General features: G+C 67.1%; 19 protein-coding genes and 1 pseudogene. 9 read left to right on the top strand and 11 right to left on the bottom strand.

Annotated features, from left to right (window positions below; genetic code table 11):
- Positions 1-97: 97 nt before the first annotated feature.
- The 3 genes and pseudogenes from AC5P5M_RS08035 to AC5P5M_RS08025 form a co-directional block, all read right to left on the bottom strand.
- A complete protein-coding gene (locus AC5P5M_RS08035) occupies positions 98-1009 on the bottom strand; it encodes an autotransporter outer membrane beta-barrel domain-containing protein (protein WP_495205742.1) in 912 nt (303 codons plus the stop codon).
- A gap of 86 nt (positions 1010-1095) precedes the next feature.
- Positions 1096-1434: pseudogene (locus tag AC5P5M_RS08030) on the bottom strand (autotransporter outer membrane beta-barrel domain-containing protein); the annotation flags it as partial.
- A gap of 1290 nt (positions 1435-2724) precedes the next feature.
- The gene (locus AC5P5M_RS08025; protein WP_053519905.1) at positions 2725-3180 is read right to left on the bottom strand and encodes a CopD family protein; all 456 of its coding nucleotides are present in this window, start codon (positions 3178-3180) and stop codon (positions 2725-2727) included.
- Between the two features lie 144 nt (positions 3181-3324).
- On the opposite strand from AC5P5M_RS08025, the gene AC5P5M_RS08020 reads away from it, so the two are divergent.
- Together AC5P5M_RS08020 and AC5P5M_RS08015 are read left to right on the top strand one after the other, a co-directional pair.
- On the top strand, positions 3325-3915 hold the full coding sequence (locus AC5P5M_RS08020) for a class I SAM-dependent DNA methyltransferase (protein WP_322523269.1): 591 nt from the start codon (positions 3325-3327) through the stop codon (positions 3913-3915).
- 93 nt (positions 3916-4008) lie between these two features.
- On the top strand, positions 4009-5313 hold the full coding sequence (locus tag AC5P5M_RS08015) for a polyhydroxyalkanoate depolymerase (RefSeq protein ID WP_053519900.1): 1305 nt from the start codon (positions 4009-4011) through the stop codon (positions 5311-5313).
- Between the two features lie 111 nt (positions 5314-5424).
- On the opposite strand, the gene AC5P5M_RS08010 is transcribed toward AC5P5M_RS08015, so the two are convergent.
- Both AC5P5M_RS08010 and AC5P5M_RS08005 read right to left on the bottom strand, forming a co-directional pair.
- The gene (locus AC5P5M_RS08010) at positions 5425-6414 is read right to left on the bottom strand and encodes a sensor domain-containing protein (RefSeq protein WP_111185795.1); all 990 of its coding nucleotides are present in this window, start codon (positions 6412-6414) and stop codon (positions 5425-5427) included.
- Positions 6411-6776, bottom strand: coding sequence for a PadR family transcriptional regulator (locus tag AC5P5M_RS08005; RefSeq protein ID WP_053519902.1), 366 nt, complete (start codon positions 6774-6776; stop codon positions 6411-6413). Before AC5P5M_RS08005 ends, AC5P5M_RS08010 begins: the two co-directional genes overlap by 4 nt.
- Before the next feature lie 136 nt (positions 6777-6912).
- On the opposite strand from AC5P5M_RS08005, the gene AC5P5M_RS08000 reads away from it, so the two are divergent.
- A complete protein-coding gene (locus tag AC5P5M_RS08000) occupies positions 6913-7815 on the top strand; it encodes a peptidylprolyl isomerase (protein WP_111185799.1) in 903 nt (300 codons plus the stop codon).
- A 576-nt stretch (positions 7816-8391) separates the two neighbouring features.
- Here AC5P5M_RS08000 and AC5P5M_RS07995 read toward each other — a convergent pair.
- Positions 8392-9264: a DMT family transporter gene (locus AC5P5M_RS07995; protein WP_065174688.1), complete on the bottom strand. Its 873-nt coding sequence runs from the start codon at positions 9262-9264 to the stop codon at positions 8392-8394.
- Positions 9265-9379: 115 nt separating this feature from the next.
- Here AC5P5M_RS07995 and AC5P5M_RS07990 point away from each other — a divergent pair, with 115 nt between their 5' ends.
- On the top strand, positions 9380-10324 hold the full coding sequence (locus AC5P5M_RS07990) for a LysR substrate-binding domain-containing protein (protein WP_180875677.1): 945 nt from the start codon (positions 9380-9382) through the stop codon (positions 10322-10324).
- A 71-nt stretch (positions 10325-10395) separates the two neighbouring features.
- On the top strand, positions 10396-10689 hold the full coding sequence (locus AC5P5M_RS07985) for a hypothetical protein (RefSeq protein WP_053518791.1): 294 nt from the start codon (positions 10396-10398) through the stop codon (positions 10687-10689).
- A gap of 33 nt (positions 10690-10722) precedes the next feature.
- Here AC5P5M_RS07985 and AC5P5M_RS07980 read toward each other — a convergent pair whose 3' ends face one another.
- Positions 10723-11526, bottom strand: a complete 804-nt coding sequence (locus tag AC5P5M_RS07980; protein ID WP_231108659.1) for a DUF4349 domain-containing protein — start codon at positions 11524-11526, stop codon at positions 10723-10725.
- Complete coding sequence (locus tag AC5P5M_RS07975) at positions 11523-11879, bottom strand: GFA family protein (RefSeq protein ID WP_495205741.1); 357 nt, start codon at positions 11877-11879, stop codon at positions 11523-11525. Before AC5P5M_RS07975 ends, AC5P5M_RS07980 begins: the two co-directional genes overlap by 4 nt.
- Positions 11880-11991: 112 nt before the next feature.
- Here AC5P5M_RS07975 and AC5P5M_RS07970 point away from each other — a divergent pair, with 112 nt between their 5' ends.
- Positions 11992-13800 (top strand): DUF885 domain-containing protein, encoded by a 1809-nt coding sequence (locus tag AC5P5M_RS07970; RefSeq protein ID WP_164150793.1) that lies wholly within the window; start codon positions 11992-11994, stop codon positions 13798-13800.
- Positions 13801-13900: 100 nt separating this feature from the next.
- Here the strand turns inward: AC5P5M_RS07970 and smrA are convergent, their stop codons facing one another.
- On the bottom strand, positions 13901-15733 hold the full coding sequence (gene smrA, locus AC5P5M_RS07965) for a multidrug efflux ABC transporter SmrA (protein ID WP_128990033.1): 1833 nt from the start codon (positions 15731-15733) through the stop codon (positions 13901-13903).
- A 130-nt stretch (positions 15734-15863) separates the two neighbouring features.
- Positions 15864-17423 carry a serine hydrolase gene (locus AC5P5M_RS07960; protein WP_128990035.1) on the bottom strand — a complete coding sequence of 520 codons (1560 nt, stop codon included), beginning with the start codon at positions 17421-17423 and terminating at the stop codon, positions 15864-15866.
- Positions 17424-17533: 110 nt separating this feature from the next.
- Between AC5P5M_RS07960 and AC5P5M_RS07955 the strand changes: the two genes are divergently transcribed.
- Genes AC5P5M_RS07955 through AC5P5M_RS07945 form a run of 3 tightly spaced genes read left to right on the top strand, consistent with a single transcriptional unit; the run spans position 17534 to position 19809 of the window.
- A complete protein-coding gene (locus tag AC5P5M_RS07955; RefSeq protein WP_128990037.1) occupies positions 17534-17977 on the top strand; it encodes a VOC family protein in 444 nt (147 codons plus the stop codon).
- Positions 17974-18801 (top strand): DUF72 domain-containing protein, encoded by an 828-nt coding sequence (locus AC5P5M_RS07950; protein ID WP_495205740.1) that lies wholly within the window; start codon positions 17974-17976, stop codon positions 18799-18801. The genes AC5P5M_RS07955 and AC5P5M_RS07950 overlap by 4 nt, the downstream gene beginning before the upstream one ends.
- 60 nt (positions 18802-18861) lie before the next feature.
- The gene (locus AC5P5M_RS07945) at positions 18862-19809 is read left to right on the top strand and encodes a DMT family transporter (RefSeq protein ID WP_283219677.1); all 948 of its coding nucleotides are present in this window, start codon (positions 18862-18864) and stop codon (positions 19807-19809) included.
- Between the two features lie 9 nt (positions 19810-19818).
- On the opposite strand, the gene AC5P5M_RS07940 is transcribed toward AC5P5M_RS07945, so the two are convergent.
- Positions 19819-20979, bottom strand: a complete 1161-nt coding sequence (locus AC5P5M_RS07940) for an AAA family ATPase (protein ID WP_180875680.1) — start codon at positions 20977-20979, stop codon at positions 19819-19821.
- Between the last annotated feature and the right edge of the window lie 4 nt (positions 20980-20983).

The raw sequence follows: 20983 nt of genomic DNA, 5'->3' as shown, positions 1-20983 counted from the left end.
AACGCCTGAAGCCGGGCAATGCCCGGCTTCAGTGCCACATCCGTGTGGCGATACGTCCCTGTTCCTGCGCGTACGGGCCCGCCGTACGCCGATCTGCTTACCAGTTGTAGGACATGCCCAGCGTGGCGCTGACTTCGCGGTAGCCGGAGTCACCGCGGCTCACGTCCAGACCGCCCCAGCCCGTCCAGCCCTTGGTGAATTCCACCCGCGCGCCTGCACCCAGCGCGTAGCGGTTGCGCGGCGCGTCGCTGTCCATGGCCACGTCATCGAACGCCATGCCACCCGTGCGGGCGTCGCGATACCAGTTGGCGGTCAGGTACGGGGTCACCACGGCGCCATGCGTGCTGGTCGATTCCGCTTCCAGGCGCAGGCCGAGGCGGCCGGACAGGCCACTTTCGCCCAGGCCACGCACCACGGTGCCGTTCTGCTCGGTATGTCGATCCGTGCTGACGTTGGTGTAGACCAGCTGCAGCTCCGGCTGCAGGCTGACCCTGCTGTCGCCCAGCGTGCCGACGCCGAAGCGGTAACCCGCCTCCAGCGAACCCTGCCACAGGTCGCTGTCGTAGCGCTCCGCGGCCAGGCCATCGCCTTCCACCCGGTTGTTGAAGCGGCCGTGCTGCACCCAGCTGTCCACATAGGCACGACCATTGTTCCAGCTGCCGTACACCCCTGCGGCCACGCCGGCGACCTTGCCGCGTGCCGCAAAGCCGGTCAGCGCCGAGGTGCTGGTGCTGTCAGCACGCCCACTACCGAGCATCACGCCCAGGCGGCCACGCCCTTCATCGAACAGCCCCACGTCTGCGCCCACCTGCACCACATGGCGCTGCGTGCGCAGATCCAGCTGCTCCTGCATGGCCCCCAGGCGCGCCTGCTGGCTGTCCACGCGTGCCCAGCCGTGCACACCCTCGGCAACGGCCGCATTGCCGTCGCGATCACTGCGCTGCAGGCGGAACAACTGCCCTGCGGCGTACTGGTTGGCCAGGTACGCGCCGGTCTCCGGGCGCAGCACCGGCTTCGGATCCGGATTGATCGGACCGGTCGGGTCGCAGTCGGCAGCGACGGATCCAGGTCACAGGGATCCGGCGGCGTCACCGGCAGTTCCGAACGCAGGTACCAGTTGCCGTCGGCCTCATCCTTGAACAGGAAGTACTCGTACTGCCCGCCGACCGCACGGCCGACCAGGTCGAACTGGGCGTCGGACGCGCCGTTGATCTCGATCAGCTCGATGCCCTTGTCGGTCTGCGCGCCCTGGCCGCCGGCGTTGAGCACCCGCACATTGGCCTGCCCGGTCGCATCACCGGCGATCACCAGGCGGTCGGTCTGCGAGTCGTCCTCGCCAAGCACCGTGTTGAATACCAGCGTGCCGCCGTTACCGACGAACTCGTCCAGGGACAGCGTGTTGAAGCCGCCCGCGCCGTCGCCCAGCTTGACCATGCTGCCCGCATCCAGCTGCAGACGGCCGACACTGCTGTCGCCGGTCAGCTGCCAGGTGCTCTGCTCACCCACCGCCACCGAGCTCGCATCGACGATGCGGCCGATCAGCGTGGCGCGGTTGCGCAGCGAGACATCCAGCTGGCCCGTGTAGGAGGCGCGATCGGCAATGATGTCGCCGGTCAGCGCCGCGTTCTCCACGTTGAAGCGCACAGCAACGTTGCCGACCTGCCCCTCCTCGCCATGCTTGACCAGCAGCAGCGTGCCATCGCCGGCAATCAGGCGCGCACCGTTGCGGATGTTGATCTCGGCGGATTCGCCGTCGACGTCGGCATGGGGACTGCCCCAGTCGACATCGGGATTGACCCAGATCGCCGGGCCGGTCTGCGACTCCAGGGTGGAATTGTCGACGTTCAATACCAGGTTGTCCGCACCCCGATATTCGAAGTACATGACGGCGCCGTTGCGGCTGGCCCGGATCGTCGAACCGTTGACGATGTCAGCCCTGCCCGCGCCCATACTCAGACCGATGTTGTGGTACCAGGCAGTGCTGTCGCGGTGCGCCACCGCCAGGTGGGAGTTGTCCATCAGAAGGTACACGTCGCCCTGTCCACCGCGGAATTCCGGGTACAAGGCGATGGCACCACCGATGGAATCGATCCGCGTGTTGTAGAGGCGTGCCGACGAATCGACCGAGATGTTGAACTGGGTCATGCCCAGGTCGATGCGGCTGTTGCGCGCGATCAGGCTGGAACCCGATTGCACGTGAATGTTCTGATTGGCATTGCGGACCAGCACATCCGCACGCGTGAGCACGACATTGGAGCCGTAGGTCGCATTGATGCCGTAAGTGGACGCGTCGGTCACCGTCAGGTTGGACCCATTGGTCACCTGCCATGCCTCGATCGGATCCCCCTGCACCACCTCGTGGTCCTCGCCGTTGAGGTTGCCGGCAGAAGCGTGCTGGGCCAACGGCAGGGCCAGTGCCAGCAGCAGGCATTGCGAGAGCGGACGCAACGCAAGAGAACGCCCGCGTGCAGCGGAACGATGGGTGTATTTCATGACGGATCTCCAGAGGGGGGCACGTAGGCGGCACAGCGTGCGTGCAGTACCTCGCAATCCAGCCTGTGCCCACGTGGAGCGATGGCGGGACTGCTGCAGGCAGCCGCTGTGTCGAAGGCGCGCAGTATCTGGAGACGCACGGGCGGGGCCCATGCAATTTGTTGCAAGGCGCGCCGCGCCGCTTGTCAGGTTACGCGGCGATTCATCTGGAGGTGCGCGATGTGCGCCGGCTCAGAAGGGTTTGGCCAGCACCAGCCAGACGATCGGAATGAAGGCCAGCAGCGGGATTTCGTTGATCCAGCGCAGCGCGCGCGAGGACGGCAGAGGCCGGCCCTTGGCGACGCCCTTGAGCAGGCGGCCGGTCCAACCGAAGTAGACCAGCAGCAGCACCACCAGGCCGAGCTTGGCATGCAGCCAGCCGGCACCGCCCGGCGCGACCATCGTCGGGAAGTCCGGAATGACCCGGTAGCCCAGCCACAACACCAGTCCCAGGACGAAGGCCAGGCCGAACATCGAGTGGCCGAAACGGTACAGGCGCAGGCCCATCAGCTGCAGGCGCTCGACCACCGCGGGTTGTCCCGCCGCCTCGGCCAGGTTCACCAGGATGCGCGGCAGATAGAACACCGTCGCCATCCACGCCACCACGAACACGATGTGGAAGGTCTTGACCCAGTAGTAGCTCTGCATGCGCTCGCTCCAGCGGCTGGCGTAGGTGGCGGCCATTCTCGCATGGCGAGCCGGTGTACCGGCTGCGGTCGGCGCGACCGATCGACGCATGGCGAGCGGCAACGCCGTACGATAGGCGCCGTTTTCAACGAAACCTCCTTCTGCGTGGACAAGACCTACGACGCCGCCTACTTCCAGCGCTGGTACCGCCGGGCCGACATCGGCGGCAGCGCCCGCCTCGCCCGCAAGGTGGCGTTGGCGGTGGCCACTGCCGAGTACTACCTGGAGCGGCCGATCCGCAGCGTGCTGGACATCGGCTGCGGCGAGGGGGCCTGGCGCGCGCCGCTGCGGAAACTGCGTCCGAAGGTCGAGTATCTGGGCTTCGACAGCAGCGAGTACGCTGTGCATCGCTATGGCCGGACCCGCAACCTGCATCTGGCCCGCTTCGGCGACTTCGCCTGGCTGCGGCCGTGCGCGCCGGTGGACCTGCTGGTCTGCTCGGACGTGATGCATTACGTGCCCGACCGCGAGCTGCGCGCCGGCCTGGCAGGTGTGGCCGAGCTGACCGGCGGCATCGCGTTCCTGGAGACCTTCGCCGCTGAGGACGCGTTCGAGGGCGACCACGAGGGCTTCCAGGCCCGCCCGGCAGGCTGGTATCGCCGGACGCTGGCCCGGCACGGCCTGCAGCCGGCAGGGTCGCACTGCTGGCTCGGCCCCGCCCTGGCAGGCGATGCGGCCGCGCTGGAACGGATGTGAATCCGGATTCATTATTTTCAGCCAACTTAACCTGCGGGACACCCGGATGGGATATGCTGCGCGGCAACATATGACCATACATATTCGGTCGTCATGCTCTATCAACTGCACGAACTGACCCGCAACCTGCTCGCCCCCTGGGTGCACCAGGCCCAGGCCAACGCCAAGTTCTTCGCCAATCCCGGCCACTGGTGGTCGCAGATGCCGGGTGCCGAACGCCTGGCGGCGGTCAACGAACTGTTCCATCGCATCGGCAAGGATTACGAGAAGCCCGAGTGGGGCATCAACGAAATCGAGGTCGAAGGCGAGCGCGTGCCGATCGTCGTGCACGAGGAAGTGAGCAAGCCGTTCTGCAAGCTGCTGCGCTTCAAGCGTCACAGCAACGAAGCCGACCAGCTGCACACCATGCTCAACCAGCCCTTCGTGCTGGTGGTGGCGCCGCTGTCCGGCCATCACGCCACGCTGCTGCGCGATACCGTGCGCACGCTGCTGCGCGACCATCGCGTCTACGTCACCGACTGGGTCGATGCACGCATGGTTGCAGCCAGCGAAGGTGATTTCGGCCTGGACGACTACATCGCCTACATCCAGGAGTTCATCCGCCACCTTGGCGTCGAGCGCCTGCACGTGGTCAGCGTGTGCCAGCCGACTGTACCGGTGCTGGCTGCGGTGTCACTGATGGCCAGCCGTGGCGAGCCCACCCCGCGCACGCTGGTGATGATGGGCGGTCCGATCGACGCACGCTGCAGCCCCACCGCGGTGAACAATCTGGCGACCCAGAACCCGCTGTCCTGGTTCGAGAACAACGTCATCCACAGCGTGCCGGCCGGCTACCCCGGCGCAGGCCGTCGCGTGTACCCGGGCTTCCTGCAGCACGCCGGCTTCCTGTCGATGAATCCCAGCCGCCATTTCAGCTCGCACTGGGACTTCTACGCCGACCTGGTCAAGGGCGATCTGGAAGACGCCGACGCGCACCGCCGCTTCTATGATGAGTACAACGCGGTGCTGGACATGCCTGCCAGGTACTACCTGGACACCATCCGCGTGGTCTTCCAGGACTTCCTGCTGCCGCGCGGAGAGTGGGTGGTCAACGGCGAAAAGGTCGACCCTTCGGCGATCCGCGATACCGCGCTGCTGAGCATCGAAGGCGAACTGGACGATATCGCGGGCCTCGGCCAGACCGAAGCTGCGCAGGCGCTGTGTACGGGCATCCCGGCCGAGCGCCGCGAGCATTTCATCGTCGAAGGCGCCGGCCATTACGGCATCTTCAGCGGCCGCCGCTGGCGCGAGGTGGTGTACCCGAAGGTACGCGACTTCTTCGCAGCGCACGCAGAAGCGCCAGCGGCAAAAGCGAAGAAGAAGAGCAACGTCACCCCGCTGCGCCGCAAGGCGGGCTGACCCCGCGCCGGGGGTCGGATCCCTTTCCAACAGAAAGGGCTCTGACCCCGGCACCCCGCTCGAACGGAGTCAGAGCCCTGTTCTGCGAACAGGGATCCGACCCCTTGTCGCTTACAGGCGCACCAGCAGGTTCTTGGCGATCAGGCCATGCAGCCTGCCGATGCCGCGTGCCAGGTGCAGCGTCAGCAGCAGCAGCAGGGCACCCGCCGCGGCGACCACGATCCCGACCAGCGGCGAGGCAGCCATCGGCAGCACGTTCACGCCATCAACGTACACGCCCGGGATTTCCCCGCTGAAGATCGCTGCCACCGGCGCCCAGATCAGTCCCAGCGACAGCGACAGCAGCGTCACCGCGATGGTGAAGTAGACGATGCCCAAGGGCAGCATCAGCACGAAGTACAACAGGGTCAGCCAGGTGCGGCCGTCCGTGAACATGTCGCCGATACGCTGCAGCCAACTGCGGCTGCGGTCGGTATAGCGCGGCCGCCGCGGCATGCGCTCGCCCAGCAGCGCCTCGACCAGGCGCCCCTCCAGCAGTGCCAGCCCGCGCACCGAACCGAAGAACAGCACGGTCAACGGCACGCCGATGATCAGGATCAGCAGGCCGAGCGACAGCGACAGGCCGGTCACCACCCAGGTGAAGAAGAAGATGCCGGTGGCCAGCGACAGCAGCATGTAGAACAGCGCGCCATAGGTGTGCGGATCGGCCACCACGCCAAAGAAGCGCGACAGCAGCGAGCGCGGCACCGGCACCGGCGGTGCCGCGGCCGGTTCCACACCACTGGCCTCGGCTGCCACACGCAGCACCGGCGCGGTGTCGGCGCGCGGCGTGCGCAATGCGCGGTTCACGGTGACTTCCGTTTCGCGGTAGATCTCCGCCACTTCATCCGGCGCACCGTAGCTGCCGGCCACATCGGCAATCACCTCCGCCTCGCTGCGACCGGGCTGGGCGGCCAGCTCGGAACGCAGGTATTCCTCGGCGTCATACAGCGCGTCCTGCACCATCGCCGGATCGGCGCCCTGCAGCGCCTCGCGCAGTTGCGCCAGGTACTGCGGGATGGTGGTCGGCAGGGCGCGGCCTGCCAGGCTCGGGTCGTTCATTGCGGTACCCCCTCCAACACGGAATCGACGGAATCACGGGTGGCCTGCCAGGCCTGGCGCCACTGCGCCAGCACTTCGCGGCCACGGTCATTGATGCGGTAGTAGCGCCGGGGCGGCCCGCTGCTGGAGGGCTCGACATGGCTCTCCAGCAGGCCGCCGTTCTCCAGGTTGCGCAGCACCGGGTACAGCGCGCTCTGCTTGCCACTCAGCACGCCCTCGCCCACGCGCTCCAGCTCCTTGGCGATGAGGTACCCGTACAGCGGCTCGCCGGTACGGGCCAGCACCGCCAGCAGGGCCAGCGACACGGTTCCGGCGCTGAGCTCCTTCTGGAACTTCTTCAGGTGGATGTCGTCTTCCGACATGCCCGGCCCTCCACTACGTTGAAGTCCACAGTAGTGCGAAGTTCGGTATAGCGAATGTGTCGTTAGTCATCCTGCCGGTTGGCGTGGCCCTGCGGCTCGCGCAGAATCGAGGGCTCGTTCATGTTCCGGGGTTTCCATGCCGCACCGTCGTCGCCTTGCCCTGACCGCCCTCGCCCTGGCCTGCCTGTTGCCCTCGCTGGCCAGCGCAGCGACGCCCTACCGCAGCCCGCAGCAGATCCTTGACGCCTCGGCCGCCAGCGATTGGCGCACCCCCGACCCGGCCAACCTGCTGTACATGGATCTGCCTGCCGGCCGGGTGATCATCGAACTGGCGCCCCAGTTCGCACCACGCCATGTCGCCAACATCCAGACGTTCGCCCACGAGCACTTCTGGGACGGCACCAGCATCTACCGTTCCCAGGACAACTTCGTCGTGCAGTTCGGCGATGCCGACGCCGATGACCCGGCCAAGGCCAGGCCGTTCGGCAGTGCCGCGCGCAAGCTGCCGGCCGAGTTCGAGCGTGCCAGCGCCGGCCTGAAGGTGAGCGTGCTGCCGGACCGCGATGGCTGGGCGGCGCAGACCGGTTTCGTCGATGGCTTCCCGGTCGGACAGGATCCGCAGGCCGGCAAGGCCTGGCTGGCGCACTGCTACGGCATGCTGGGGGCCGGTCGCAACAACGACGAGGACAGCAGCATCGGTGCCGAACTGTACGTGGTGACCGGGCAGTCGCCACGTCAGCTGGACCGCAACATCACCCTGGTCGGTCGCGTCCTGAAGGGCATGGAACTGCTCAGCGCGATCCCGCGCGGCCCGGCGCCGATGGGCTTCTATGAAGACCCGAAACTGCGCACGCCGATCATTTCGATCCGCCGTGCCAGCGACGTGGCGGCCGCCGAACGCACGCCGATCCAGGTGTTGCGTACTGATTCAAAGACTTTCGCCGATACGGTGGAGGCGCGACGCAATCGCGTGGATGATTTCTACAAGCGTCCGGCTGGGCATATCGATCTGTGCAATGTTCCGGTGCCGGTGCGGTAGGAGCCTGGCTTACTGCGCGTGGCGCGTGCTGAAGGTGCTTCACTGTTCATGGGCGTTACTTTTCTTTTCGCGCGAAAAGAAAAGTAACCAAAAGAAACGCGCCGCCAAGCCGCGAGCCGCCGTGCTTCGCACGTCGGTCCCCTGCGCTTCTCGGTGAATCAGGGGACGGTGCCGAACTCGCTGCGCTCAGACATCGGCACCTCTCCGCCCCTGATTCCCCTGCGATGCTCGGCTCGCTCAAGGCGGACTGAAGGTCAAGATCACCAGCAACAGCAACAGCATCCACGCTTGACGTGGATCTGCTGGGTGCAGCTGTGGACTTTGATCTGGGTCCGCCTTGAGCGAGCCGAGCACCGCAGGTCCGGCGAGGGCGAAGAGGCGCGGGTGTCTGAGCGCAGCGAGTTCCCGCGCCGTCCCTCGACGGGCCGAGGAGCGCAGGGTACCGATGCGCAACGCGCATCGGCTCGCGGTCGGCGGAACGTTTCTTTTGGTTACTTTTCTTTGCGTACAAAGAAAAGTAACGCCCATGAACAGTGAAGCACCTTCAGCACGCGCCACGCGCAAAACGCCAACGCATCAGCCCTTCTGGCTCACCGCCACGCTACCCAGAATCAACGCACCCGCAATCAGCATCTGCAGCGTCACCGGCTCACCCAGGAACAACCACGCGAACGCCGCACCGAACAGTGGAATCAGGTAGGTCACCGTGGATGCACGCGACGGGCCGATGCGGCCGATCAGACGGTAGAACATCAGGAACGCCAGCCCGGTGCAGGCCACGCCCAAGGCAATCGCCGCGCCCCACGCCTTGAGCGGAATCGCGGCCTGCGGCCAATGGCTCACCGCCATCGGCAGCATCCACAGCGAGGCGCAGGACAGCGTCGCCGCCGCCGCGGCAGCAGACGGCAGGCCCGCCATGTGCCGCTTCACCAGGTTCACCCCCAGTCCGTACAGCAGCGATGCCGCGGCGCCGGCGAGCACGGCCGTGCCGATGCCCAGGCCCGAGACCTTGGCCGTCGCCAGCACCACCACGCCGGCAAAGCCGACCAGCAACGCACCCGCGCGACGCACACCGATCTTCTCGCCGAAGAACAGGAAGGCGATGAGCGCGGCAAACAGGACCGTCATCGCATTGCAGATCGCACCGATCGCCGCCGGTGCGTGCTCGGCGGCGTAGGCGAACAGCACAAACGGCAACGCCGAGTTGACCAGGCCGATCGGCGCCAGCCACAGCCAGCGCCGCGGCGGGAACTGCGCCCGCGCGCGCCACAGGAACGGCAGCAGTACCAGTGCCCCCAGCAGCAGACGCACCTCGACCAGGGCGAACGGGCCGAACGATGGCACCGCCACCCGCATGAACAGGAACGAGCACCCCCAGATGGCGCCCAGCAGGGTCAACTCCAGCGGTGTGCGCCAGTCGCGCTCGGCCGCCTGTGGGACCGCATTCATGCCCTGCCTCCGTCCATCATCCACTCCTCGGTTGGTGCAACAGGATCAGACGCAGACGCCCGCCGCACAAGCGCGTAGTATCGCTGCCAGCCACAAATATGGTTTGAGGCTGGACATGCAGCTACGCCCTTCCCTGCTCCCTGCCCTGGCCGTGTTCGCGGTCGCCGCGCGCCACCAGAACTTCGCCCAGGCCGCGCAGGAACTGCACCTGACCGCCAGCGCGGTCAGCCACCATGTCCGCCGCCTGGAAGAGGTGCTGGAAACCCGCCTGTTCCTGCGCCATGCCCGCGGCGTGCGGCTGACCGCCGAAGGCCGGCAGCTGGCCGACGCCGCCAGTGCGGCGTTCACCGATGTCGCCGCCGTCGCCCACAATCTGCATCCGGATGCGGACAGCGTGCCGCTGCGCATCACCACCCTGCGCTCGCTGTCGTACTGCTGGCTGCTGCCACGCCTGCCGCGCTTCACCCAGGCGCATCCGCACATCCGGGTGGAATTGCACACCGGCAGCGGCCTGGACCGCTACGACGACAACGGACCGGAGGTGGGCATCCGCTATGGCCTGGGCCAGTGGCCGGGGCTGCACGCGCAACACCTGATGGACGACAGCCTGTTCCCGGTCGCCTCGCCGGCGCTGCCGGGCGTGGAAGCCCTGCACGATCCGGCGCGCATCGCCGAGCTGCCGCTGCTGACCGATCTCTCGCCGCAGGGCTGGCGCGACTGGTTCCGCCATGCGGGCGTACGTCCGCCCTCGCCGCTGCCGCCGATGCACACCTTCGCCGACAGCACCGATGCGATGCGGGCCGCGGTGTATGGCATGGGCGCGGTGCTGGCGCGCACCCACATCGCCCAACCCTACCTGCAGCGCTACGAGGTGGTGCGGCTGCCCGGGCCCGCCCTGAAGGCCCGCTATGCGTATTACGTGGTGCATGCCGAAGGCCAGCCGCCCAGTCCTGCCGCACGCCTGTTCATCGATTGGCTGCTGGGCCAGGCACAGGACGACCGCACACCGATCCCGGCACTGCCCGACAGTCTGCTCGGCCGCGCGCCCACGCCCGGCTGACCAGGCCCTCACCCGGTCTTTGCCCATCGCTGGCTACGCTGCGGATACCTCCACAACGACCTGCATCTGCCATGGCCCTGCTGCGAATGCGCATTACTGGAACCGAAGACGACGCCCGTGCGATCAGCGACCTGCTGCTGGGCCTGGAAGGCATCGAACATGTCGAGGAAACCGACGATCTGATGCCACACATGGACGACGATGACTCCAGTTCGGCAGGACTGTCCGATGACATCGGTCCGGGCATCCACGAACTGGAGGTGGAGGTGGGCAACGAAAGCACCGCGCAGAAGGTTCGTGACGCGGTGCAGGAGCTTGCGCTGGAGCTGGACGTGTTCGTCGAATACGAGACCGACGAAGGCTGAGCATCGCCGGGCGTGGCCCGGCGAACCCGCGCGTTACGGCGTCCGACGGCGGCGACGCAACCCCGCCCTCACACCCCATCCTGCGATCAATGCCAGTACCGCGACCGGCAGCAATGCAGCCGCCGCACGGATCAGGAAGGCGATACTGGTACTGAGGATGCTGCCCGACTCGCTCAGCGCATCGCCGATCTCGCTGCGGCCGCGCTCGCCGGAGGTGGTACCGAAGTGCAGCGTCAGCAGCTGCGTATCGATGCGGCGACGCTGCTGCGCGGCGTCCTTGCTGGCCTGCTCCACCCCCGCCTCGATCTCCGACAGGCGCGTGCTGATCGCCAGCAGATCCTCGATCTTCAGACCGCCACGGTCCTGGTAGGCGAGCAGGCGTGCGTGTTCCTTCTCCAACCGTGCCTTGGTCAACGCGGTATCGGCCACCTGCTGTGCAAGATCCTCGGCGCGGGTGGTGCGCGACTGCAGTGAGCCGCCCTCGCCCGCCAGGCCGATCAGGGGCTCCACGCCCTTCGGCGCGATGCGCACCCGGACCTCGCCGCTGGGTGAATCGCCACTGCGCTGGTCCACCTGCAGCACCGCACAGTCACCGAACTTCGCACTCTGGCAGGCCTGCGCGACCTGCTGGATGCGCGGCGCGATCGCTTCCGCGTCCAGCTGTACCTGTACGTCGTGTTCATAGGCCAGGAAGGCGCCTTCGGGCGACGCCACGGCTTCGGCTTCGGCTGCGGCACCACCGCCACCGGCCGCGTGCTCCACCTTCGCGCAGGCCGCCAGGGCCAGCACGAGTGCGGGCACGGTCAATGCGCCCACCCATCCATACCGGACCGTCACGCTGCGGCTCCGTCGTAGGAGGTCACCGACAGGCCGGCCAGGTCGACCTGCGGCAGGCAGCGTACGTTGACCGCCACCATGGCCGCACCGCTGCGCGGATCCACGGCCTCGCCGTACGGTGCAGTGCCGCACTCGCGGCAATGGTGGTGGTCGATGTGGTGCCTGTTGAACTGGTAGGTGGCCACATCGGCTGGATCGGTCTGCAGCTGGAATGCCTCGCGTGGCGCAAACCACAGCAGGCTGCCGCGGCGGCGGCACATCGAGCAGTTGCAGTCGATGACGTCGCTGATCGGGGCCTCGGCCTGCACCGTGAATGCGATCCTGCCGCAATGGCAGCTTCCCTGGTATTCCATGTCCTTTTCTCCGCTGGCGGGTCCGTGTAGGTGCCAATGGTAATCCTATGGCACGGGGACAAAGCAGCCCTGGCGGCCTATGCTCGGGGTTTGACCCCGTACAGGAATGCCGATGCGCCCGCATCTTCTTGCCCTCGCCCTGGTCGCCGCCCTCGCCGGCTGCCAGCAGGCCGACGCCCCGACCGCCGGTTCCACCTCCGCCGCCAGCCAGCAGGCCGGTGACGCGGCAGCCGATGCGGCCTTTGCCGATCTGTCCAAGCGCGCCCTGGACACCTGGATGCAGTTGTCCCCGGTCAGCGCCACCCAGATCGGCGACCACCGCTACGACAGCGAGATCGACGACCTGAGTGCGGCCGGCCAGCAGAAGACTGTCGCCGCCTACAAGGCATTGCTGGGCGAGCTGGACAGGATCGACGTGGCCAAGCTGGGCCGGGAGAACCAGGTCGATGCCGCCATCCTGCGCAACCAGCTGCAGTCGGAAATCTGGAACGCCGAAGTGCTGCAGTCCGGCAAGTGGGATCCGCAGCTGTACAACGGCATCGCCGGCAGCGCGATCTACGGCCTGATGGCACGCGAGTTCGCGCCGCTGCCGGAACGGCTGAAGTCGGCCACCGCGCGCATGGAAAAGCTGCCGGCGATCTTCGCCCAGGCCCGCGAGAACCTCGATCCGGCGCGTGTGCCGAAGATCCATGCCGAGACGGTGGCCAAGCAGAACAAGGGCATTCTCAGCATCGTCGATACCTTCATCACCCCGCATATCGGCGAACTGCCGCAGGCCGACCAGCAGCGCCTGCAGGCCGCCATCGATGGCCTGAAGAAGGCCGTGGACGAGCAGCAGACCTGGCTGGACAAGACCCTCGTGCCGAACGCGAAGGGTGATTTCCGCATCGGTGCGGAGAAGTACGACCAGAAGCTCAAGTTCGCCCTCAGTTCTTCGCTGTCGCGGCAGGAGATCGGTGAGCGCGCGCGTGCCGAGCTCAAGCGCGTGCGCGAAGACATGTACGGCATCGCGCAGACGGTGCTGAAGGACAAGCCGGGCGCGCCGGAGATGCCGGCGCAGCCGACCGACGAGCAGCAGCAGAAGGCCATCGAGGCCGCGCTGGAACTGGCCTACGCCGACAAGCCGGCACGTGACAAGGTGGTCGACGACGCCAAGGCCGCGCTGGACCAGTCCACCGCGTTCGTGCGCGAGCACGACCTGATGACGCTGCCGGATGCGCCGGTGGACATCATCCTGATGCCGGAATTCCAGCGTGGCGTGGCCGTGGCCTACTGCGATTCGCCGGGCCCGCTGGACAAGAACCTGAAGACCTTCTACGCGGTGTCGCCGATTCCCGACGACTGGAACGACAAGCAGGTCGATTCCTTCCTGCGTGAGTACAACTCGCGCATGATCCACCTGCTGAGCATCCATGAGGGCACGCCGGGCCATTACCTGGAAGGCTGGCATTCGGCCAAGTTCCCCTCCACCCTGCGCGCAGTACTGCGGTCGGGCCTGTTCGCCGAAGGCTGGGCGGTCTACACCGAGCGCATGATGCAGGAGCAGGGTTACCTCGACAACGATCCGCTGTTCCACCTGGTGCAGCTGAAGTTCTACCTGCGCACGATCTCCAACGCCATCCTCGACCAGGGCGTGCACGTGGACAACTGGGATCGCGAGAAGGCGATGCACCTGATGACCCACGACGCGTTCCAGCAGGAGAGCGAAGCGGCCGGCAAGTGGGTGCGCGCGCAGCTGACCTCGGCGCAGCTGCCGACCTACTTCGTGGGCGCGCAGGAGCACTTCGACACCCGCAAGGCGATGCAGGACAAGCTGGGCGACAAGTTCAACCTGAAGGCCTACCACGACCAGATGCTGTCCTACGGCGCACCGCCGGTGCGCTTCGCCCGCCAGCTTATGCTGGATCAGCCGATCGAGTAAGCGGCTGCGCTGGATGTGGATGATGAACGGCCCGGGCAACCGGGCCGTTCTTCTTTGCGCCGCATCCACGCCCTGCGCGGAACGGCCGCAGCCGAAACGGCTACTGGTCGGCCGCCACGAACCCGCCGGTCTGCCGTGCCCACAGCCGCGCATACAAGCCACCGGCCGCGATCAGCTCGGCATGGCTGCCGGTTTCCACGATCCGGCCCTGGTCCATGACCACCAGACGGTCCATGCGCGCGATGGTCGACAGCCGATGCGCGATCGCGATCACCGTCTTGCCTCCCATCAATTCGTCCAGGCTGTCCTGGATCGCGGCTTCCACTTCGGAATCCAGCGCCGACGTCGCCTCGTCCAGCACCAGGATCGGCGCGTCCTTCAGCAGCACGCGGGCAATGGCGATTCGCTGGCGCTGGCCGCCGGACAGCTTCACCCCACGCTCGCCGACATGTGCGTCGTAGCCACGGCGCCCCTGCCCGTCCACCAGCGTGTCGATGAACGCTTCCGCACGCGCCTTGGCGACCGCAGCACGCAACTGATCATCGGTGGCATCCGGGCGCCCGTACAGCAGGTTGTCGCGGATCGAGCGGTGCAGCAGCGAGGTGTCCTGGGTCACCACGCCGATCTGTTGGCGCAGGCTCTCCTGTGTGACATGCGCGATGTCCTGGCCGTCGATCAGGATGCGGCCGCTTTCCAGGTCATACAGCCGCAGCAGCACATTGACCAGGGTCGACTTGCCGGCACCGGAGGGCCCGACCAGGCCGATCTTCTCGCCCGGCTTCACCACCAGGTCAAGGCCGGCGATCACGCCGCCCTTCTTGCCGTAGTGGAAATGGACATCCTGGAAGTGCACGCCGCCCTGGGTGACCTGCAGCGGCACGGCGTCCTCACGGTCCTGCACGGTCAGCGGCTGGGCGATGGTGGTGATGCCGTCCTGCACCGTACCGATGTCCTCGAAGATGCCGTTGATGGTCCACATGATCCAGCCCGACATGTTGTGGATGCGGATGACCAGGCCCGTCGCCAAGGTGATCGCGCCGACGGTGATGTGGCCACCGTTCCACAGCCACAGTGCCAGGCCACAGGTCCCGGCGATCAGGAAGCCGTTGACGATGGCGATGGCCAGGTCCATGCCGGTCGTCACCCGGGTCTGCGCGCGGTGCTTGACCGCCAGCTCCTGGATCGACTCGGCCACGTAGGCCTGCTCGCGGCCGCCATGGGCGAACAGCTTCAGCGTAGGAATGTTGGTGTAGCCATCGACGATGCGACCCATCGCCTTGGAGCGTGCTTCCGAGGCGATCCATGCCCGCTCCTTCGCGCGCGGCACGAAGTAGACCATGATCACCGCATAGGCGATCAGCCACAGCAGCAACGGCATCATCAATCGCCAGTCGGCCTGTGCGAACAGATACAGCGCGGTGCCGGTATAGACCACGATGTACCAGAGCGAGTCGACCATCTGCACGGCCGATTCGCGCAGCGACGTGCCGGTCTGCATCACCCGGTTGGCGACGCTGCCTGCGAAGTCGTTCTGGAAGAAGCTCAGGCTCTGCCGTACCACGTAGTTGTGCATCAACCAGCGCGAACGATTGCTCAGGCCTGGCACGATGGCCTGGTTGACCAGCAGGTTGTGCAGGCCGACCAGCACCGGGCGCGCGATCACGGTGATGAACAGCATCCAGCCCAGCTCATTGGCGTGACGTTTGAAAAAGCCGGCACCGGGCTGCTCGGCGACCATGTCGACGATGCGGCCCAGGTAATCGAACATCGCCACTTCCACCAGCGCCAGCAGCAGGCCAGCAATCAGCGTGGCCAAGAGCACCGGCCACACCGGCCGGAGGTAGTGCAGGTAGAACGGCAGCACCCTGCGCGGCGGCATCCGCCCGTCCACGGGCGGGAACACCGGAATCAGGGATTCAAACCAACGGAACATCGCATTCCCTCGCCTCTTGCAACCGACGGAGTATCCCATGCCGGATGTGTACGCCAACCGACGATGCGCGGTGCCGGTAGCGCCGGCCCGTGTTCGCCGGGCATGGCCCGGCGCTGCCGATCATGCGGCGTCAGTTGACCGGGGTGAACAGCAGGTCCTGGAAGTCGAAGCTGAAATCGGTCAGGTCGGAGATCGGCTGCATGCGCACCTCGCGCACCTTGCCATCCGGGTCGAGACTGATGTTCACGAAGGCATCGGCATTGAGCGAACGGTCGTCCCAGCGCACGATGAAGGTGTCGTGCTGCCAGTGCTCCAGCCGGCCGCTCAGCTGCGCGGTCTTCATGAAGCGCAGGCGCAGCCCCTTGCCTTCCGTGCTGATCTGCATGTCGCCATACCAGCGGTCGCGGAAGGTGCCGGTGTAACCGGCCAGCGGCAGCGAGGGAGTGCTGCCCCTGACACGCGCTGCCTGGTGCTTGGCCCAGGCCTCATCGGCCTTGTCCTGGCCCTTGGCCACGGCCTTGGCATAGGCGTCCACCCAGTCGTGCTTCTCCGCACTCAGATAGGCATCGAGCACGCTCAGCGTGATCGCGTTGAACGCAGCGCCCACTTCCTGGTTGGTCAGCACCACGACCCCCAGCTTCTCGCCCGGCACCAGCGTCAGCCGCGAGACCATGCCCGGCCAGCCACCGGTGTGCCAGACCAGCTTCTGCCCGCGGTAATCGCTCAGGCTCCAGCCTTCGCCGTAACCGGCGAAGTTCGGCCGCGCCGGTGCCAGCTCCGGCACGCTCGGCGCCGGAATCGACTGCGGCGTGATCATGCGCCACATCTGCTGCTGGCTCTTCGCGGTGAACAGCGGGCTGCCATCGGCCAGCGCGCCCTCGGCCAGCTGCACCTGCATCCAGCGCGCCATGTCGTGCGCGCTGGAATAGATGCCGCCGGCCCCGGCATTGTTCGACCAGGTCAGCGGTGCGACGGTGCGCAGATCCTTGAAATCGTACTTGGCGTGTCCGACGGCCGCCTTGTCGCCGGGCCGCAGGTGGTCGGCGTTGTAGCGCGTGCCCGCCATGCCCACCTTGTCGAAGATGCGGGTCTGCAGGAACTGCTGGTAGCTCATGCCGGAAACGTGCTCGATCACCTGCTGGGCGACGGCGTACAGGATGTTGTCGTAGGCATAGCTCTCGCGGAATCCCCCTTTCAACGGCACCTTGCCCAGCCGCTCCACCACTTCGGCATTGCTGTAGGCGGTGGCCGGCCAGAACAGCAGGTCGCCCGCGCCCAGGCTGAGGCCGCTGCGATGCGAGAGCAGGTCACGGATCGTCATCTGCCCGGTCACGAAAGGATCGGACATGCGGAACGACGGCAGGTGGTCAATCACCTTGTCGTCCATCTTCAGCTTGCCGTCCTCGGCCAGCAGGTTCAGCGAGGTGGCGGTGAACGCTTTGGTATTGGAGGCGATCGCGAACAGGGTATCGGCCTGCACAGGATCCGGCCTGCCCTGCTCACGCACGCCCCAGCCGCGTTCCAGCACCACCTTGCCGTCCTTGACCACGGCAACGGCGATGCCCGGCACGTCGAACTGCGCACGCACGCGCTCGACGGTCGCATCCAGATCCTGCAGCTGCGGGGGCGTTGCAGCATTCGCCATGGTCGTGCAGGCCAGCAGCACGGCTCCTCCAATCCAGGTATTCATCCAGAACCATCTCCGAGCAGGGGTCGCGGCCATGTGCAGGCCATCACCGGGGTTTCGCGGGATGGTAACGGTCGCCGGCGCATCGTGCCCTGTGCCATAGGAGGGGTGCCATGGACGAGAACGGCCGATCAAGCAGTGGATCCACCATCATTCCATGCCTGCGCTACCGCGACGCGCTGGCGGCGATCGACTGGCTGCAGCGCGCGTTCGGCTTCCAGGCGCAGGCGGTGTACGCCGATGGCGACGTGGTGTTCCACGCGCAGCTGGTGTTCGGGCACGGCATGATCATGCTGGGTTCGACCAGCAACGACAGCGCGTGGTCGAAGCTGGCGGTGATGCCTGACGAAACAGGGGGCCGCCAGACCCAGAGCGCCTGCGTGATCGTCAGCGACGCCGACGCGCACTACGCGCGGGCCAAGGCGGCCGGCGCGCGCATCGTGATCGACATTGCCGACCAGGCGTATGGCGGCCGTGGCTACGCCTGTGCCGATCCGGAAGGCTATGTGTGGTGGTTCGGCAGCTACGATCCCTGGCGCGCGGACCACCGCCAGTGACCGCGGCGGAACCCGCCCCCATCCGCTGCGGCATCGGCGGCTGGGTGTTCCCGGAATGGCGCGGCGGCATGTTCTATCCGCCCGGCCTGCCGCAGCGGGAGGAACTGGCGCACGCCAGCCGTGCCCCGCGCTGCATCGAGATCAACGGCACCTTCTATCGCACCCCGACCCCGGCCCAGTGCGCGCAGTGGGCGTCGCAGACTCCTGCCGGCTTCCGCTTCTCCCTGAAGGCACCCCGCTATCTGGTGCAGCGTCGCGACCTGTCCGGCACCGTCGAGGCCGCCGCGCCGTTCCTGCAGGCAGCGATCGCCCTGGGCGACCGCCTCGGGCCGCTGCTGTGGCAGTTCGATCCCCGCCATCCTGCCGATGCCGGGGCACTGGACGCGCTGATGGCCCAGCTGCCGAAGCAGCTCGATGGCGTGGCGCTGCAGCACGCTGTTGAAATCCGCAATCCGCAGGTGCACAGCGCATCCCTGGTCACTGCCGCGCGCAGGCACGGGGTGGCGTTGGTCATCGAAGACAGCGACGAAGCCCCGCTGCACGGCGACGTCACCGCCAGCTTCGTCTACGCGCGCATCAAGCGCAGCCAGGCCCGTCTGCTGCAGGGGCTGCCTGCCGCCACGCAGCAGCGCTGGGCCGAACGCGCCCGGCGCTGGGCCGTCGGCGAGCCGGTCGACGACCTGCCATGCCTTGCCGGATCCGCCCCATCGACGCCACGAGAGGTGTACCTGCTCTGCATCGGTGCCGGCAAGGCACGCAATCCGGCCGCGGCGATGGCCCTGCAGCGGCGGCTGGACGACCTGCTCGGGTCTCAGGGGCGGTAAACGCGGCCAGGATCGAGCTGCCGACGCCCAGCGGTCACCGCCTTGCCGCACAATAGGCGGATGAGCACGCCCGACACCCGCAAAGCACTTTGGCAGATCCACTTCTGTGTCCTGTTGTGGGGCGTCACGGCCATCCTGGGCAAGCTGATCACCTTGCCGGCGCTGCCGCTGGTGTGGTGGCGCATGCTGCTGGTGACGGCGATGCTGGCACTGCTGCCACGGGTGTGGCGCGGCCTGCGCACGCTGCCGTTGCGGGTGGTGGCCGGATACGCCGGCATCGGTGCGCTGGTCGCCCTGCACTGGCTGACGTTCTATGGTGCGGTGAAACTGGCCAATGCCTCGGTGGCGGCGACCTGCATCGCGCTGGCACCGGTGTTCACCTCGATCATCGAGCCGTGGGTGGCCAAGCGTCCGTTCCAGCTGCGCGAACTGGCCTTCGGATTGGCAGTTCTGCCGGGCGTGGCGCTGGTGGTGGGGGGCGTGCCGGATGGCATGCGGCTGGGGGTTCTGGTTGGCGCGCTGTCTGCACTGCTGGTGGCGGTGTTCGGCTCGCTCAACAAGCGCATGGTCAGCCACGCCGATCCGTTGACGGTGACTGCGCTTGAACTGGGGGCCGGCACCCTGACCCTGACCCTGCTTGCGCCGCTGATGCCCTACCTGCTGCCGGCCCTGGCCAGCCCGCTGTGGGTGGTGCCGGACCTGCACGACGGCATCCTGCTGCTGGTACTGGCGGGTATCTGCACCCTGCTGCCGTTCGCCCTCGCCCTGGTCGCGCTGCGCCACCTCAGCGCCTACACCGTGCAGCTGGTGACCAACCTGGAACCGGTGTATGCGGTGCTGCTGGCGGTACTGCTGCTGCGCGAGCAGCACGAAGTCACTCCCTGGTTCTACCTGGGCGTGGCGATCATCGTCGGTGCGGTCTTCCTGCATCCGCTGCTGAACCGCCGCAAGCCGTTGCAGCATCCGGAAATCCTCGGCACCGCGGAGGCCCGCAACGTCGCTGAATGAGCGGGCACGTCACCGCCGCGGCCAGTGCCATGCCGGCGCGTCCAGCAGGCCCTGCCCGCTCAGCAGCGTGCGGCCGTGTTCCTTGTGCAGATGCACGGAATGGCATGCGGGCGCCTGCTCCAGAGCGGCGATCAGGCGGCTGGCGTGCGACACCACCCACACCTGGCTGCGTGAACTGGCCGCCACGATCAGCCGCGCCAACGCAGGCAGCAGGTCAGGATGCAGGCTGGTTTCCGGTTCGTTGAGCACCATCAGCGGCGGCGGCCGCGGCGTATGCAGGGCAGCAGCCAGCAGCAGGAAACGCAGCGTGCCGTCGGACAGTTCGGCCATCGACAGCGGCCGCAGCAGGCCGGGCTGGTGGAACCGCAGCACCATCCGTCCATCCAGCACCTCGAATCCCACCGAAGCCCCGGGGAAGGCATCGTCCACCGTGCGAGCCAGCGCGACCGGGTCACCGTTTTCCAGGATGGTCACCCACGCTGCGGCCAGATCGCGGCCATCGTGGTGCAGCACCGGGGTACGCGTGGCCATCGCCGGCTGCCGTGCCGGGGCATCGGCATCGCTGCGGAAGTGATCGTAGAAGCGCCAGCGCCGGATGTACTCGCGCAGGGCGAAGGTCTCCGGCATGCGCTGCGGATCAGCTACCTGGGTGAACAGGCTGTCGAACAGCGACAACCGGTCGTCCAGCACATCCCAGCCACGTGCATGGCGCTGCCGCACCATCCCGCCCCGGCGATCCACCAGCTGACTGGCTGTGCGTAGGAAGGGACCGGCCCAGATTGCTTCGGCCTTGATCTGCGGGTCCAGGGCGAATGCCGACAGGCTGGGCGGCGGGTAACCGAGGTCGATGGCGTAGCCGTAGTCATCGGTGGCGAAACCCAGTCTGAGGCCTACCGGCTCCTGTCGCGGCCCTCCCTGCAGCGGAATCTCGCCTGCAGCTACCCGGCGGTCGATCCTGCCGGGCCCTGCCCACAGCGCCGAGCCCAGCCCACCCTCGCGCGCCAGCGCTGAGGCCACCCCGCCCTGGGCGGTTTCAGCCAGCAGGCGCAGCGCCCGATACAGGCTGGACTTGCCGCTGCCGTTGTCGCCGGTGATCACGTTCAGCTGCTGCAACGGCAGCACCAGCGTATGCAGCGAGCGATAATTGGCGACGGCCAGGGTCTGCAGCATGGTG

The organism is Stenotrophomonas sp. YJH_SMC_106-19, from assembly GCF_059368375.1.
The sequence above is the reverse complement of the archived record's forward strand: the minus strand, read 5'-3'. Positions and strand labels throughout refer to the sequence as shown.

Bases quoted from the DNA above. Each gene is read 5' to 3' on its own strand.
- AC5P5M_RS08025 (WP_053519905.1), bottom strand. From the start codon at position 3,180: ATGCAGAGCTACTACTGGGTCAAGACCTTCCACATCGTGTTCGTGGTG.
- AC5P5M_RS08015 (WP_053519900.1), top strand. From the start codon at position 4,009: ATGCTCTATCAACTGCACGAACTGACCCGCAACCTGCTCGCCCCCTGG.
- AC5P5M_RS08010 (WP_111185795.1), bottom strand. From the start codon at position 6,414: ATGAACGACCCGAGCCTGGCAGGCCGCGCCCTGCCGACCACCATCCCG.
- AC5P5M_RS08005 (WP_053519902.1), bottom strand. From the start codon at position 6,776: ATGTCGGAAGACGACATCCACCTGAAGAAGTTCCAGAAGGAGCTCAGC.
- AC5P5M_RS08000 (WP_111185799.1), top strand. From the start codon at position 6,913: ATGCCGCACCGTCGTCGCCTTGCCCTGACCGCCCTCGCCCTGGCCTGC.
- AC5P5M_RS07995 (WP_065174688.1), bottom strand. From the start codon at position 9,264: ATGAATGCGGTCCCACAGGCGGCCGAGCGCGACTGGCGCACACCGCTG.
- AC5P5M_RS07990 (WP_180875677.1), top strand. From the start codon at position 9,380: ATGCAGCTACGCCCTTCCCTGCTCCCTGCCCTGGCCGTGTTCGCGGTC.
- AC5P5M_RS07985 (WP_053518791.1), top strand. From the start codon at position 10,396: ATGGCCCTGCTGCGAATGCGCATTACTGGAACCGAAGACGACGCCCGT.
- AC5P5M_RS07975 (WP_495205741.1), bottom strand. From the start codon at position 11,879: ATGGAATACCAGGGAAGCTGCCATTGCGGCAGGATCGCATTCACGGTG.
- AC5P5M_RS07970 (WP_164150793.1), top strand. From the start codon at position 11,992: ATGCGCCCGCATCTTCTTGCCCTCGCCCTGGTCGCCGCCCTCGCCGGC.
- smrA (WP_128990033.1), bottom strand. From the start codon at position 15,733: ATGTTCCGTTGGTTTGAATCCCTGATTCCGGTGTTCCCGCCCGTGGAC.
- AC5P5M_RS07960 (WP_128990035.1), bottom strand. From the start codon at position 17,423: ATGAATACCTGGATTGGAGGAGCCGTGCTGCTGGCCTGCACGACCATG.
- AC5P5M_RS07955 (WP_128990037.1), top strand. From the start codon at position 17,534: ATGGACGAGAACGGCCGATCAAGCAGTGGATCCACCATCATTCCATGC.
- AC5P5M_RS07945 (WP_283219677.1), top strand. From the start codon at position 18,862: ATGAGCACGCCCGACACCCGCAAAGCACTTTGGCAGATCCACTTCTGT.
- AC5P5M_RS07940 (WP_180875680.1), bottom strand. From the start codon at position 20,979: ATGCTGCAGACCCTGGCCGTCGCCAATTATCGCTCGCTGCATACGCTG.